This window comes from Spirosoma harenae, assembly GCF_054776975.1.
Genome location: NZ_BAAHBD010000013.1, coordinates 203,285 through 218,533, shown reverse-complemented (window position 1 = coordinate 218,533; position 15,249 = coordinate 203,285). Strand labels below are relative to the sequence as shown.

Here is a 15,249-nt window from a genome sequence, read left to right as displayed (position 1 = left end):
CCATGAATCAATACCGCAGTGGATACTGCCAGTTGCTTGTCGTTGCCCTTTTTATGCTGCTTACGTCCGCTTTGCATGGGCAGCATCCATTACGGTTTGAACACATTGGTACGGCACAGGGTTTGTCGCATAATCGAATTTTCAGTATCTATCGAGATCGGCAGGGGTTTATGTGGTTTGGCACAGGCGACGGCCTCAATCGCTACGATGGGTACACGTTCACGGTTTACAAACCTGATCCCGGCGATCCGAACAACCACATGGCCCACAACACAGTCTGGGATATGCTTGAGTCGAAGTCGGGTGAAATCTGGTTTGTTACACCCGGTGGAGGACTACACCGGCTCAATGAGCAAACGGGTCGGATCAACTTCTTCCGTGTAGAACGGCGTGGATCGAATCGGTTTGCGCCGTACGACATCTGTTACACGATGATGGAAGACCGGCAGGGCTTTTTCTGGATTGGTTCAGAAGGAGGATTAGCCCGCTTCGATCCCCGTACGAAACAATATAAACTTTACGATATACCCGTTGCGCAGGGGGGCGACGATCGGGTGTGGACTATTCAGGAGGATCGGTTCGGGACCTTGTGGATCGGCACCTCCAACGGGCTGTTTACAATGAACCGACGTACGGGGAAATTCAAGCCATTCTACTTTGGTCCCGGTCCCACTGAAGAGCAGCCAAGGGTCGAGTCGATGTATCTGGGTGCTGACAATAGCCTGTGGATTGGAACCAAATATAAAGGGGTTTATCGTTTGCTACCGGGGAAAGAATCGTTACCTGATCGGAACAACGCAACAACCACATACGCCCCAACAGGGCAGGTATATCTGACTAACCTGGAAATATTGCCGAAGGGCCTGGGAGAAGATGAATACCATAATCTGATGGTTGGAACAAGGGGAGGGCTGTTTCAGCTCGATCCCAAAACGGGCAGCTATGTCAATTACCAGGAAAACCCGACTGTTGCAAGCTCGTTGAGTCATAACGTGGTCTGGGCGTTGCTGGCCGATAATCGGGGCACATTCTGGATAGGTACATCAAACGGCATCGACCGATACTCCATGCGGGCGCCCCAGTTTGCTTTCTATCAACCCATTCCGGACCACAATGCAACACCCCGTTCGGAGAACAACGTGACCATGCTGTCGGCCGACCGGCGGGGGAATATCTGGTTCGGTAATCCACTCCGTCCTTATGTTGAGGGCGTATTTCGCCTGAATCTGTCCGATAATCAATCGTATCTCAGCCACACTTCACAACCCCTCGCACCGGGTCTGCTGATACCGAAAAATTTCGTTGTAACTGCTCCTGCCGATATAATTTCAACTATTCATTGCGACCGGGCTGGGCGAATCTGGATGGCCACTCCATCGGGATTACACATCATGGAGGCAAATGGTCAGATTCGGCAGTATCCGGCAGGCTTTCCTATCACGAGTATCGACGAAGACAATCAGGGGAAATTATGGGTAGCTGGTCAGTCGAACCTGGCTCAGTTCGACCCAACCAATGGCCGGTATACACTTTACCGAATTGATAAGGATAATCCCATTGGCAAGGGCGGAGGGCAAGTCAACGACGTACTGGTGACGCGGAAAGGGGATGTATGGGTAGCGGTGGGGGGAATAGGCCCCTGCAAACTAGACCTTCGTACGGGCCGGTTTAAGAGTTATCACCCCCCTTATGTCGAAACACAGAAAGTGTTTTATAGTCGGGATCCGCTGGCGCTTTGCGAAACGGCCGACGGAGCCATCTGGGTGGCTACCAACATTGGTGGACTATTTCGCATCGATCCAAAAATGGCGACCGTTTCTACGTTCACTATCCACGACGGGTTGCCCGACAACCATGTAGTTGCCCTTATTACCGACCCGGCAGGAATGCTATGGATCGCTACCGGTAAAGAGTTATGTCGACTGGATCCCGTGACGCGCAAACTTCGGGTATTCGACGATCAGGATGGGCTGTTGAGCCAGATCTTCACGGGTGCCAGTACTCGCACACTTACGGGCGAACTAGCCTTTGGTTGTACAAATGGGTTTGTTGTGTTTCGTCCATCGAAAATGGGCGGTAATCCCTACAAACCACCCGTTTGCATCACGCAGGTTCAGATACTGGATTCAATCCGTCTGTTTCCACAGTCGCCCCTGACGTTGGCTTACCACGATAATGTAATCTCGTTCAACTTCGTGGGACTTAACTATATAGCGCCGAAAAAGGCCCAGTATGCTTACCAACTCGAAGGTGTAAACGGTGAGTGGGTATACTGCGGAACCCAGCGCACGGCTACATATTCGTTTCTGGCACCGGGCGACTATGTTTTTCGGGTAAAAGCGTCGAACAACGATGGGGTCTGGAATGAGGAGGGAACCGCAATTCGGCTGATAATTCTGCCCCCCTGGTGGCGTACATGGTGGGCCTATACTCTCGGTATTATGCTGGCAGTTTTGGGTATATGGGCACTGGTTCGTTATCGGTCGCGGCAACTGCTGCAGGCCAACCAACTCCTGGAGCGTAAAGTGGCCTTGCGTACGGAAGAGGTGATCCAACAGAAGCAGGAAATCGAGACCCAACGCAACCACCTCGCCGACGCCCTGACTGATCTGAAAACCACTCAGGCCCAACTCATTCAGAAAGAAAAACTAGCCAATCTGGGTGAACTGACGGCCGGTATCGCCCATGAAATTCAGAATCCCCTCAATTTCGTTACGAATTTCTCGGAGGTTAGTAGTGATTTAGTAGATGAACTGAAGCAGGAAGTACAGGCAGGAAACACCGATGATGTACTAGCCATTGCTGATTACCTGACGCAAAACCTGCAAAAAATTCAACATCACGGTGATCGAGCCAGCAGCATTGTGCGAGGTATGTTGGAGCATAGCCGCCACGAATCGGGTGAGAAACGGCCTACTGACCTCAACGCCTTAGCCCAGGAGTACTTAAAAATTGCTTACCACGGTCTGAAGGCTAAAAATAAGACGGAATCTTCCGACCGATTCAATTGTGAGTTAGTAACCGACCTTGATCCTAATGTAGGTGACGTAGATCTAGTGCCGCAGGAGATCGGACGAGTGTTATTAAACCTCTATAACAATGCTTTTTACGCCGTTTTAGAGCGACGTTCCAGCGTACAGGCTAAACAAAACGACTCGCCTGATTATATTCCCAGGGTGGAGGTTAGCACAAAACGGCAGAAAGGACAGATCGTGATTCGGGTTCGGGATAATGGCACGGGCATTTCTGAGTCCATCAAATCCAAAATTTTCCAGCCATTTTTCACCACCAAGCCTACTGGAGAAGGAACTGGTCTGGGGTTATCTCTGAGCTATGATATTATTACTCAGGGGTATAAGGGTTCTATTCGGGTTAATAGTGTGGAAAACCAGGGCACGGAGTTTATTATTGAATTACCTGATTTGGCCGTACCAACTCAGAAATTATGACAACATTTGCCCCGGTTCTTGGTGGAAACCCAACCACATATGCATGGAAGAAATACAGTCAGCCCCCCTACGTACAAAGCCACACTTTGTTATTCTGGATGGATTGCGTGGGGTAGCTGCCCTGGCCATCGTCATCTTTCATTTCATGGAGTGGGTGTATACCGATCCCGGCCGCAATTTCATCGGTCACGGATTTTTGGCCGTCGATTTTTTCTTTTGCTTATCGGGCTTTGTTATTGGCTACGCCTATGATGACCGAATCCGGGGATTGGGACTCGCAGCCTTTTTTCGATTACGCTTGATCCGCTTACACCCCCTGGTAATTCTGGGATCGGTAATAGGGTTGCTGGCGTACCTGTTCGACCCTTTTGCGACTCAGCCCGATTTATCGGGTCGGGCAAATCTGTGGCTGACGTTTGGTTGCTCACTATTCCTCATTCCGCTGCCCATCCTGAAAGAGCGGGCTTTCAATCTGTTTGGTTTTAATGCGCCAGCATGGTCATTATTCTGGGAATACGTTGCCAATATTCTCTATGCTCTTGTCTTGTATCGGATCAGCCGACGCTATCTGTCGGTATGTATTGTACTGGCCGCAGCAGCGCTCTTTTGGGTTAGCTATCAGGCCGGTAATCTGTTAGGTGGTTGGTCGGGACCAACCTTCTGGGATGGCGGTGCCCGAATCGCCTACTCGTTTCTGGCCGGGTTATTCATTTACCGGTCCAACTGGATTCTAAAGAATCGCTTTGGCTTTGCGGGTATGGCGGTGCTGCTTATGCTGGCTTTTCTCATGCCCTATACGCAATGGAACTGGTTGACTGAGCCGATCATTGTACTGTTCTATTTCCCAACTTTAATTGCAGCTGGAGCGGGTGCTACGGCAACGCCTGGACTAAAAAAACTGTGTGTGTGCCTGGGCAAACTTTCTTACCCGCTCTACATGACCCACTATGGGGTTATGTGGATTTTCGGTGGCTATTTAACCACTCATAAACCAGATGTCCTGCACCTGTCCCTGATTGTGGTCACTGGTGTGATTTTACTTAGTGCATTCGCCTATCTGGTCCTACGGGTATATGATGAGCCCATTCGACGTTATTTCGCCCGGTGAAAAATCAACGTGATTAAGAATTAGGTATTAGGTAGCCTATTGGTATACAATAATAATATGCGGATAACTTTTAATACATTTTTAATAATATAGTTCTAATCGGCTCTTTTTGGCATAAAGACTGCGTGATTCAAAGTATCTTTGATAGATACTCAATGTCGTTGGCACCTCGTGGGGAAACCTAACCAATTCATCCATCGCCTTTTCTGCCTGTTGATGGCTTTCTATGTCATCAACGTGAGTATTGATGCGCCGGATGGGTACGTAACTCCGAACAGTAAGGGTGAGTATAAAGAAGATCTGTCCGTCAATGAGGTAGAAAGTATTGGCGAATGGTTGTTAGAAGGACTGTTCGGCATTCAAAATGCTGTTCCTGAACACGACGAATCGGATGAAGAGGAGGATCAGATTTCTAAAATCTTCTTCGACTGGTCGCTTCCCGCACCGGTTATCGCCTATCAATTTAATACAACTGCCGAATTTCGGTTTTCGGCATTGCTTCCCTACAGAGGTGTGATTTACGGCTCAACTCCCGCCCAAATCAACACACCTCCGCCCAAATCGGCTACTATTTTCGCTTTACTGACCCTGGCATGAACCCATGATGGGGATACTAGGCCTGCACTATGCCCTGGTTTAGCCCGTGGTTAGCCAGCGGTGCGTTGTTCTGTTTACTCTGATTTCCATTTTTATTTCTTACTAAACTATGCTTATTCAGAGACTGACCCGCGCTCGCCGGGTCCGCTTGATGACGCTTGCCCTGTCGGTTTCCGCGGCCATTGCCTTGCTTATGGCCTGCTTCAAACAACCGCAACAGGAAAGCGCTAAAACCGAAACGTATCCCGTAATCCAGCCCATTGTTACGGATACGCTCTATACCAAAGAATATGTAGCTGATATCCATGCCGTGCAAAACGTAGAAATCCGTACGCGTATTGAAGGGTATCTGGACCGTATCTATGTCGATGAAGGTTCCTTTGTTCGGAAGGGGCAGCTGCTTTTTGCGGTTAATAATCCCGAATACCGGGAGGAATTAATGAAAGCCAAGGCCTCTCTAAACAATGCGCTGGCCGAAGCCAAAGCCGCCGAAGTGGAGCTTAAGAGCGTTTCATTACTCGTCGATAAAAAAGTAGTATCCTCCATCGAACTCGAAAAAGCGCAGGCTAAACTGTCAGCTTTGCGAGCGAAGATCGACGAAGCGCGAACGGCCGAAAGTGGTGCCACCTTAAAACTGGCCCTCACCCAACTACGGGCCCCGTTTGACGGCGTCATCGACCGGATTCCCAACAAAGTAGGCAGTCTGGTGGAAGAAGGTACGCTGCTAACTACGCTATCGGACAACCGACAGGTATTTGCCTATTTCAACGTACCGGAAGGCGAGTATCTGGACTTTGTAACGGCCAAGCAGGTGGTGAAAGATCGAGATGTGTCGCTGGTGTTAGCCAATAATCAGCTGCTGAGTAACAAAGGCAGTATTGAGAAGATCGACGGACAAATCGACAAAAGCACCGGAAATATTGCGTTTCGAGCACGTTTTGCGAATCCTGAAAATCTGCTCAAACACGGTTCCAGCGGTAAAGTGCGCATGAATCAGACGGTGACGAATGCTTTGCTGATTCCTCAGAAAGCGGCCTTTGAGTTGCAGGATAAGCAGTTTGTGTTTGTGGTTGGCGCTGACAATAAAGTGCAGATGCGCAGTTTTATCCCCAAGTACCGATTACCACAGCTCTACGTAGTCGGATCAGGTTTGGGGGCTTCAGATCGCATTTTGTACGAAGGAATACAGACGGTAAAAGAAGGGGATACTATTCAGCCCCAACTGGTATCAGCTCCTCAGATGATGGCCCAACTAGGCCATCCATAAACGATAACCGAAGCAACCGTTATGTTTTCAAGATTCATCGAACGACCGGTTTTAGCCATCGTTATTTCGCTCATTATTACGCTTTTGGGCGTGCTGGCTATGACCCAGCTTCCCATGACCCAATTCCCGTCGGTGGCGCCACCGGAGGTAAACGTGACCACTGAATACACGGGAGCCAATGCAGAAACCTCCGTCAAGGCTGTCATTACACCCCTCGAACGGGCCATCAACGGCGTACCGGGCATGAAATACATGTCTTCCGATGCGACTAATGATGGCGTCAGTGTGGTACAGGTCATTTTTGAAGTAGGCACAGACCCGGATGTGGCGGCTGTTAACGTACAGAACCGCGTAGCCGCTGTGATGGCTGAATTACCTTCGGAGGTGATCAAAAATGGGATCAAGATCGCTAAGGAAGAAAACTCCATGCTGATGTATCTGAACATCTTTAGCGACAATGACCAGCTGGACGAAAAGTTTCTCTACAATTTCGCTGATATCAATGTGCTGGCCGAGCTGAAGCGAATTAAAGGAGTTGGCTTTGCCGACATTATGGGTGCCCGCGAATACGCCATGCGTATCTGGCTCAAACCCGACCGAATGCTGGCCTATAACATCTCGGCCGACGAAATCGTCGAGAAATTGCAGGAACAGAATGTGGAAGCGGCACCGGGCAAATTGGGCGAAAGTTCTGATAAACAGGGGCAAGCGCTGCAGTATGTTCTTAAATACACCGGTAAATACACCTCGGAAGCGGAGTACGGCAATATCCCTTTACGCTCGAGCACGAGTGGTGAATTACTTCGCTTAAAAGATGTCGCCGATATTGAGTTTAGCACAACCTATTACGATGTCGTTTCCAAACACAATGGGCGACCTTCTGCAGCTATCATGCTCAAACAATTACCCGGCTCCAATGCGAGTGAGGTGATTGCCGGGATTAAAGAGCGCATGGCGGAGCTTAAGCAAACGCGATTTGCTTCCGGAATGGACTACGAAGTCACCTACGATGTATCGCGCTTTTTGGACGCATCGATCCATGAAGTAATCAAGACCTTGATCGAAGCCTTTGTGCTGGTGGCGCTGGTGGTGTTTTTGTTTTTACAGGACTTCCGCTCTACGCTTATCCCGGCCATTGCTGTTCCTGTAGCCCTGGTGGGTACCTTCTTTTTTATGCAGTTGTTTGGCTTCTCGATCAACCTGATCACACTCTTTGCGCTCGTGTTGGCAATCGGTATTGTGGTGGATGACTCGATCGTTGTTGTAGAAGCCGTCCATGCGAAAATGGAGCATGAAGATTTATCACCCTGGGAAGCGTCCAAAATAGCGATCAACGAAATCGGAGGAGCCGTCGTAGCGATTACCCTGGTAATGACCGCCGTATTTGTTCCCGTCACGTTTTTATCAGGGCCCGTCGGTATCTTCTTTCGACAGTTTGCGGTGACGATGGCCATTGCGATCCTGATTTCGGCTGTCAATGCGCTGACACTTAGCCCCGCTCTTTGTGCGCTTATTCTCAAGAACAACCACGGATCGCACAAAACCGGATTATTGAATCGTTTCTTTTCCGGATTCAATTCGGCCTATAATCGATTGGAAGGGCGCTATCAGCGGCTGCTCAAGGTCATCATTAACCGGCGCGTAATCACCTTTGGTGTATTGGCTGCGTTCTGCGTCGGCATCGGAGTGACCAGTTCGTTGGTTCCCTCCGGATTTATTCCCAACGACGATCAGGGAACGTTCTACGCTAGTATTACTACCCCAGCCGGTTCTACGCTGGAGCGGACTCGTACGGTTGTTGATCAGATTCAGCAGATTTCTAAGCGCATTCCAGCCATCAAATCCGTATCGTCGTTGGCGGGAAATAATATTCTATCCGATGGAACGGGAGCTACGTTCGGTACGTGTCTGGTTAACCTGAAAAACTGGGAAGAGCGAACAGAATCGGTGGATGAGGTCATGGACGAGCTGGCGAAGCAAACTCATTCCATTAAGGACGCTAAAATTGAGTTTTTCCCTCCTCCGGCCGTACCGGGTTACGGCAACGCCAGCGGATTTGAGCTGCGCTTACTCGATAGAACTGGATCGGGCGATTACAAAAAAATGGAATCCGTTGTTCGGCAGTTTGTACAGGACTTAACCAGTCGACCTGAAATTGAGAATGCGTTTACCATTTTCGACGCCAGCTTCCCCCAGTATCTGCTCTATGTCGATACCGATAAAGCGGCTCAGAAGAACGTATCGGTTGGTAAGGCCATGCAAACCCTACAAACTTTGATTGGATCGGAATATGCCACCAATTTTATCCGGTTTGGGCAGATGTACAAAGTGATGGTCCAGGCCCTGCCGGAATACAGGGCTCAGCTCGATGACCTGCTGAAACTTTACGTGAAGAATGATGAGGGAGAAATGGTCCCATTTTCGGCTTTCATGCGGGTCGAGCGGGTGTATGGACTGGAGCAGGCAACTCGGTATAACATGTACCCGTCAGCGGAAATAAACGGTCAGGCGGCAGCAGGTTTTAGTAGTGGCAGTGCAATTAAAGCTGTTCAGGAAGTAGCCGCGACCAAGCTACCAAAAGGGTATGGAATCGACTGGGCCGGTATCTCGCGCGACGAAGTGCAATCGGGTAATCAGGCCGTGTACATCTTTTTAATCTGTCTGGTATTTGTGTACCTGATTCTTTCGGCTCAGTATGAAAGTTTTCTGTTACCACTTCCGGTGATCCTTTCGCTGCCAACGGGGATTTTTGGTGCATTCTTTTTTCTGTGGCTAACGGGACTGGAAAATAATATCTACGCCCAGATTGCGATGGTCATGCTCATTGGCCTACTGGGTAAAAATGCGATCCTGATTGTTGAGTTTGCCAATCAACGCCGAAGCGAAGGCTTATCGGTGATAAAGGCAGCCATGGAGGGAGCCGTTGCCCGGTTGCGCCCCATTCTGATGACATCGTTTGCCTTTATCGCCGGTCTGATTCCGCTTTGTATTGCAACTGGTGCGGGAGCGGTCGGGAATCGGACGATTGGAACGGCAGCCGCCGGGGGTATGCTCATGGGAACGCTCTTTGGACTGGTCGTTGTGCCGGGTTTGTATGTTGTCTTTGCCAGTCTCGCTAATCGCCTGGGACGAAATCGCAATCGACATCCAACGCATTCTACCAGCACACCAGCTAACAATATCCTGCTACAAGAATCTCTTCAGTAACGAGACCGACCATTCAAAACGATGCACCGTATTGTTCTAATTGTTGTGTTAGTACTCATGCTTGTACTGAACAGCTGTAAAGTCATGCACTCACCATCGACCAGCCCGCCCGTGACGGTACCTGATACCTATGTGGGCACTAAGACTACGAGCGATCAGGACTCAGTCGGGATTGGTGAGCAGCCTCATAACCTGTTGTTTCAGGATTCTACATTAATCGCCCTGATCGATACCGCGTTAGTGCAGAATCTGGACCTGAAAATAGCATTGCAACGAATTGAGGTGGCCCGCGCTACGTTCACCATGAGCCAGGGGGCGCTGCTTCCTCAGGTCGATGCTGTTGCTACGGCGGGTGTAGATCGCTATGGCCGGTACACGCAAAATGGCGTAGGTAATTTTGATACAAATTTGTCGGATAACGTAGCCGGTCAATTGCGTATCCCAAACCCGACTCCTGACTTTTTTGTCGGATTCCGCGCGTCGTGGGAGATTGATCTGTGGGGTAAACTTCGGCAGCGTCGGAGGGCGGCCTACCTGCGCTATTTAGCTTCGGAGGAAGGGCAACATCTGGTACAGACAGCGCTGATTGCTGATGTGGCCCGGTTGTATTATACCTTATTAGGGTTAGATGGTGAGCTGGAAATCATTCGGGAGAATGTCGGCCTACAGCAACGCGCCCTCGATCTGGTTCAGATTCAAAAAACAGCGGGTCGAGTTACGGAACTGGCGGTACAGCAATTTCAGGCGCAGTTGCTTAATACACGCGGTCTGGAAGGTCGGGTACGGCAGCAAATCGTAGAAGCTGAAAATCAGATCAATTTATTGTTGGGACGCTATCCGCAACCCATCAGACGAGGGGCATCTATTCGGCAGCAATCCTTACCAGCAACCCTGATCGCCGGAGTTCCTGCACAATTGCTTCGTCGACGACCCGATATCCGGCAGGCGGAGCGGGAACTAGAAGCGGCTCACGTAGATGTAGCTGCCAGTCGTGCCGAATTTTTGCCTGGCCTTACGCTAACTCCTTATTTGGGGCTAAATGCATTTCGCCCTGGTGTACTAATCAATCCAGCTTCCGTCGCTATAGGCATTTTAGGGGGTCTAGTAGGCCCTGTTTTTAATCGGCGATTGCTGAAAGGGAACCTGGCGATCTCGGAAGCCCAGAGCCGCGAAGCCTATTTCGCCTACCAACGGACGGTTTTGACTGGCGTCAGCGAAGTAGTAACGAGCTTAAAGGGGTTAGAAAATTATGGGGCGGTAGCCAACTGGCAAACGCAGGAGGTGACTATTCTTCGTCAGGCAGCCACCACATCGGATGATCTATTTGCTTCCAACTACGCATCGTATTTAGAAGTGATTACGGCCCAACGTTCCGTGCTGGATGCCGAACTGGCGCTGATGAATACCAAACAGGCTCAATTTCAATCGTTAGTGGGCTTATACCGCGCTTTAGGAGGAGGCTGGAAATAAAATTCTTGGTTCTGCTGCTTGATACATCACGCAGCAGAACTTTACTAATAGCGTACAGAGCCTAGAGACTATTCAGAAGCTGCTGCAGTACCCAGCCGGATACTGACATAAGGAGTAGACCCAAAACGGCCGATCCGACGCCGGCTATTGCTGTTTTGCGCCAGGTGAACTTTCTGGGATTTTCCGGGAGAAACCGTATCTCCATTTCCTGGCCGATCCTAAAGCTTTCCAGCAATAATCCATCCTCTGACTCAATCTCATACCATTGTCCATCAACCTTATACGAAAACAGGGGGTGGGTATGTTCAACGCTATGCTCCCCATGTGAGATATACCGCTGTAAGCCAATAACTCGCCCTATGGTCGATTGTCCTCGGTGGCCCAGAGCGAGGAAAAATGAGATGGTTTGATAGCCCTGGTAAAGAAGATAGGCACCAAGGGCAAAGAGTAATAGGCTAGGAGGTAAGCAGGCACCATTAATGTTTAGATGGGTTTCCATACGTGCTGACTGGATTAGATGAAACGTATGGCAAAGTTGAGGCTAGGACTGATGCGGTAAAATCGAGGTAAACCTGTATTTATGGTCTAGGAAGCCCTGTATTTTTATCATCCAGTAATAAAAAGCGCCAAGCAGATCTGTAGCCAGTTGATTATATTACCCCCTTATTCCATAGACATCTTACTAAGGCATAACTAATTGCAATGTTTGATTACCAATCCTTTTTTCTGATCAATACGGATTATGGCTACAATGTCAGATTGTACTCCAGCGAAGAGGTTGTTAGTGAAAAAGCAATCGAAAAAGCGTACGAACTGGCCGAGAAAAAATTTGTTGAACATCGGGATATAGAAATTTCACCGCCGGGAGGAGTCTGGACCTGGTATTATGAAGAAGAATGTATTGACGTGTTACAGGGATCTTACGGAATTGTCTATATGGATGTTTGGGTACACTTTGATGATCTACTGCCGATTACTGATCTGGAAGAGCGCCGAAAGGCTTTTGCCCTCAAATGGGGGGGAAGTTGGTAATGTCGCAATGACATTCAAACGCTGTATCATGTAGTGGAATAAATAAAGGGAGGATAGTTAGTTATCCTCCCTTTGAAAACGCTAAGCCAGTAAGAACGCTATCATTGCTCATGACCAACTTTAGCATACCGGGCATCGTCGAGCTGCGATTGGCGAGGAGGTTCGGTTGACGCCAATGAGCCAGTGGGCAACTGATAGATGCCGGGGTTCTGATGGTAAGCCAGTGCCTGGGAAACATTTCCTGTTTCTTCGTAAACCAGTTCACCCATTTGTAGCGACTCATTATAAAGCTTCAGTAGCAATCGATAATGATTGACCGCTTCCCCTGTGCGTTGGGCGGCCTTTCGCATTTTTCGGGTCAGACTAGCGATACGGCTGTCGCGGCTCATTCGCTGAATGACCAGCACCGTCAGGTTTCCGAACAGTATGCTCATGCAAACGTCGATAAATGCGATAAAGGTTGGCAACCAGGCCGCCCAATGGCCACTCTCCCCGCCGGTCTGGTAAAGCATTACGCTGATATAAACGTGAAATCCAATATAGATCAGCGTAGCCAACAGGCTGACCCACCAGTTGGTGGTCAATCTTCGACGGCCAATCGCATCCATTTCCTGCCCATAGTTGAAATTTAACCCTTTGCTGGCTATAAAGCCAAACAGACAGAGGGCCAGTCCGAGCCCAAAAGTAAAAAGGGGTGAATCGCTGATTGTATCGCCAAAGAGGATTTCGGCCACAGCAGCCCCATCGGTATTGGTCTGAAAAATGACCAGCAATACCAGAATCAAGACCACGATACCGACCGTCAGTGGGGTGGCATGGTGGTGCTGCAATTCCGGGTGACGGCTTATAAATTGGCTTCGCTCTTCAGATGCCTGGGTGTAGAGTCGGCTATAGTAATTAAACAGGCTGGCATGGTGATCAGCTCTATTTTTGACTGTCATTACATCGAAGAGATTGATTTGAGTTGTCATGACTGTATTGGGTTAAATTGTGATCGATAGAATAGCATCGTCGAGTGTGGCATGAATATGCACTGGCTGCGATTTACTGATTGCGTTTCGCAGGTTTTGCGTTTTTGGGCGAACCAGATGAACCTGGTTTGCATCGAGCGTTACGGTCCGAATCGGTACGTGACCCTGCCGGGGTAGTTCCTGGTCGCCGTCCGTAATGAGCAGTACTCGCCTGGCATAGGTCTGGTACCGTTTTTCGCTGGCGATCGTCTGCATAAGGGCCAGGGCTCCATCGATATCCGTGTAGGCTTCATGAGATGATTGCTGAGTCATCACCATCAACTGATGAATGAACCGATCTCGCTGGGCGCGATGCTCGGCCATTAGCTGTTCATTCGCTCGTCGAATTTTCTCGCGTCGGGGTGGAATACCAGTAACAGGCATCAGAGTTGGGTAAGGAGCAACACTAGCTTGAAGGGGTTTCTGGATCGCTGAATTACTCTGGATCATCACCACATAGACCTCGCCACCACCCCGGCGAGCCATTCGATCGTAGAGCGAATCCAGATGAGCCGCTGTGATGGCATAATAGCCTTTAGTAGAGGCCGAAATATCATATCCAACCACAACAATCGTGGGCTGCGAGACTGGAATGGATTGGGGTATTTGATCGCAGGACACAAATACCAGCGTTAACAGGCAGTAAAGAAGTAGTATGGGCATATTCATAGCTATTTGATAAGCAAGAGTGAGAGCAGTCGGGACAGTTGGTTAAACTCGACCCCTGCTTCTAACTGATTATCCTGAATGAATACCCTCCTGAGATAGCTACCTCAAGAAAACTCTAACCATGGAGTGCTTTTGAATCAACTGCCTGTACGTATGTCTTCTATTTAGTGGGGTTTACCGATGGTTTTATAAGTAGCTCGATGAAAATACATTAGCTTATTTTTTGTCATGCTGACCGGTCAGCATGACAAAAAAAACGATGCAGAGTACCCTGATTTCTAGTTGAATACTTAGTTAATAGTGGTTTAGAAATAGCGTTTTAAGTACATAGATTTGAAAAAAAAGGAGCGATTCGAGCTCCTTTTTTCTGCGCAACTTGTACGAAACTAGGTGTGGATGGAACCGGAAAGTATCGGTATGAGTAGCGCAAGTTCTTATTCGAAAACGCCTGTTCAAGGAAATCAATTAAAGGCGTATTCAGGCTGTGGTTAGTAATCCCCTGTTTTCCTGGCCACTGTGCTTCACAGCGGCCAGGAAAATCAGTTGGCTCAGATCACTTGCCCATTCGCTAGGTGGTAAGTGTATTCCCAAGTGTCATCAATCCAGCCAATGATGGAGCTATTCATCTCAGAGGGTAGTGTCCAATCGATGGCTTTATGGGCGCTGCAACTGGCTGTTTCCTGGGCCCTTGTAAGCGCAACAGATTCGTCAATAAGCAACAGTTCTTCCATGACTTAACCTGGTTTTATACCTTCTATAGATATACCGACCTGATTAAGGGCTGTGAGATGGATGTTTCGATTTTTCAGAGCAATAGGAGCTGCGACTCAATCATGTACTGATCGGTAATACAAACGAAACAACTTATTGCGACGCGCTGATGGGAAAGTTATTGACGAACTGGCCTTAGCATTTCGGTGATCACGTGGGGCTGGTGCCGATAGACATATCGGAACTGGCGGACAAGCAGCGTTGAGTCGAGATGGAGTATCTGATATGTCATCCGATCCCCTTCGTGATCAATTGTATGAAGATAGAGTGAATCGAGCGGGCCGGTGAGGCTCCAATCTCCCGAATTCAGTATTGTATCAGCACGGGGGCGGCAGGAGGTTGGCCCTTCAGCAAACAGGTAGTGGCCATGTGAGGCAAAGTAGAGAATATCATCCCGGTCGCAATCGGGCCGAATGGGGTCCAGATTTGATAGTGGTGTGGTATGGTGTGGTAAGCGAACCGCCGGATGAATCGTTTGGCAACAAACGCGCCAGGGACGATCCGTCAGAAATTTTCTGGGGGCATCTAAAGCAGGGACTTCATCAAGATCCTTGCAGCTACTCAGTATCATTCCTACCACACCCATTACTAGAAAGGAGCGTAAGAAGCTGTTCATACGGTCAGCATAAAGGATTGGTTTCGGTGTAGAGCCAGGGGGCCGTTGTGCAG

General features: G+C 49.1%; 11 protein-coding genes. 7 read left to right on the top strand and 4 right to left on the bottom strand.

Annotation, left to right across the window (positions count from 1 at the left end; genetic code table 11):
* Positions 1–2: 2 nt before the first annotated feature.
* The 6 genes from ACYVE4_RS19385 to ACYVE4_RS19360 all read left to right on the top strand — a co-directional run bounded on the left by ACYVE4_RS19385 (position 3) and on the right by ACYVE4_RS19360 (position 11,098).
* Entirely contained in the window at positions 3–3,449 is a 3,447-nt protein-coding gene (locus tag ACYVE4_RS19385; RefSeq protein WP_461041853.1) for a two-component regulator propeller domain-containing protein, read from the top strand.
* A 43-nt stretch (positions 3,450–3,492) separates the two neighbouring features.
* A complete protein-coding gene (locus ACYVE4_RS19380) occupies positions 3,493–4,557 on the top strand; it encodes an acyltransferase family protein (protein WP_461041852.1) in 1,065 nt (354 codons plus the stop codon).
* A gap of 216 nt (positions 4,558–4,773) precedes the next feature.
* Positions 4,774–5,154, top strand: coding sequence for a hypothetical protein (locus tag ACYVE4_RS19375; RefSeq protein WP_461041851.1), 381 nt, complete (start codon positions 4,774–4,776; stop codon positions 5,152–5,154).
* Between the two features lie 109 nt (positions 5,155–5,263).
* Positions 5,264–6,421: an efflux RND transporter periplasmic adaptor subunit gene (locus tag ACYVE4_RS19370; RefSeq protein WP_461041850.1), complete on the top strand. Its 1,158-nt coding sequence runs from the start codon at positions 5,264–5,266 to the stop codon at positions 6,419–6,421.
* 21 nt (positions 6,422–6,442) lie between these two features.
* Complete coding sequence (locus ACYVE4_RS19365) at positions 6,443–9,628, top strand: efflux RND transporter permease subunit (RefSeq protein ID WP_461041849.1); 3,186 nt, start codon at positions 6,443–6,445, stop codon at positions 9,626–9,628.
* A gap of 21 nt (positions 9,629–9,649) precedes the next feature.
* A complete protein-coding gene (locus ACYVE4_RS19360) occupies positions 9,650–11,098 on the top strand; it encodes a TolC family protein (RefSeq protein WP_461041848.1) in 1,449 nt (482 codons plus the stop codon).
* A gap of 61 nt (positions 11,099–11,159) precedes the next feature.
* Here ACYVE4_RS19360 and ACYVE4_RS19355 read toward each other — a convergent pair whose 3' ends face one another.
* Entirely contained in the window at positions 11,160–11,597 is a 438-nt protein-coding gene (locus ACYVE4_RS19355) for a DUF3592 domain-containing protein (RefSeq protein WP_461041847.1), read from the bottom strand.
* 203 nt (positions 11,598–11,800) lie between these two features.
* Between ACYVE4_RS19355 and ACYVE4_RS19350 the strand changes: the two genes are divergently transcribed.
* On the top strand, positions 11,801–12,130 hold the full coding sequence (locus ACYVE4_RS19350; RefSeq protein WP_461041846.1) for a hypothetical protein: 330 nt from the start codon (positions 11,801–11,803) through the stop codon (positions 12,128–12,130).
* Between the two features lie 101 nt (positions 12,131–12,231).
* Here ACYVE4_RS19350 and ACYVE4_RS19345 read toward each other — a convergent pair whose 3' ends face one another.
* The 3 genes from ACYVE4_RS19345 to ACYVE4_RS19335 all read right to left on the bottom strand — a co-directional run bounded on the left by ACYVE4_RS19345 (position 12,232) and on the right by ACYVE4_RS19335 (position 15,196).
* Positions 12,232–13,101: a hypothetical protein gene (locus ACYVE4_RS19345; protein ID WP_461041845.1), complete on the bottom strand. Its 870-nt coding sequence runs from the start codon at positions 13,099–13,101 to the stop codon at positions 12,232–12,234.
* Between the two features lie 12 nt (positions 13,102–13,113).
* A complete protein-coding gene (locus tag ACYVE4_RS19340; RefSeq protein WP_461041844.1) occupies positions 13,114–13,803 on the bottom strand; it encodes a hypothetical protein in 690 nt (229 codons plus the stop codon).
* Between the two features lie 895 nt (positions 13,804–14,698).
* A complete protein-coding gene (locus ACYVE4_RS19335; RefSeq protein ID WP_461041843.1) occupies positions 14,699–15,196 on the bottom strand; it encodes a hypothetical protein in 498 nt (165 codons plus the stop codon).
* Between the last annotated feature and the right edge of the window lie 53 nt (positions 15,197–15,249).

Coding starts and splice junctions, on each gene's coding strand:
- ACYVE4_RS19385 (WP_461041853.1), top strand. CDS start 3: ATGAATCAATACCGCAGTGGATACTGCCAGTTGCTTGTCGTTGCCCTT.
- ACYVE4_RS19380 (WP_461041852.1), top strand. CDS start 3,493: ATGGAAGAAATACAGTCAGCCCCCCTACGTACAAAGCCACACTTTGTT.
- ACYVE4_RS19375 (WP_461041851.1), top strand. CDS start 4,774: ATGGCTTTCTATGTCATCAACGTGAGTATTGATGCGCCGGATGGGTAC.
- ACYVE4_RS19370 (WP_461041850.1), top strand. CDS start 5,264: ATGCTTATTCAGAGACTGACCCGCGCTCGCCGGGTCCGCTTGATGACG.
- ACYVE4_RS19365 (WP_461041849.1), top strand. CDS start 6,443: ATGTTTTCAAGATTCATCGAACGACCGGTTTTAGCCATCGTTATTTCG.
- ACYVE4_RS19360 (WP_461041848.1), top strand. CDS start 9,650: ATGCACCGTATTGTTCTAATTGTTGTGTTAGTACTCATGCTTGTACTG.
- ACYVE4_RS19355 (WP_461041847.1), bottom strand. CDS start 11,597: ATGGAAACCCATCTAAACATTAATGGTGCCTGCTTACCTCCTAGCCTA.
- ACYVE4_RS19350 (WP_461041846.1), top strand. CDS start 11,801: ATGTTTGATTACCAATCCTTTTTTCTGATCAATACGGATTATGGCTAC.
- ACYVE4_RS19345 (WP_461041845.1), bottom strand. CDS start 13,101: ATGACAACTCAAATCAATCTCTTCGATGTAATGACAGTCAAAAATAGA.
- ACYVE4_RS19340 (WP_461041844.1), bottom strand. CDS start 13,803: ATGCCCATACTACTTCTTTACTGCCTGTTAACGCTGGTATTTGTGTCC.
- ACYVE4_RS19335 (WP_461041843.1), bottom strand. CDS start 15,196: ATGAACAGCTTCTTACGCTCCTTTCTAGTAATGGGTGTGGTAGGAATG.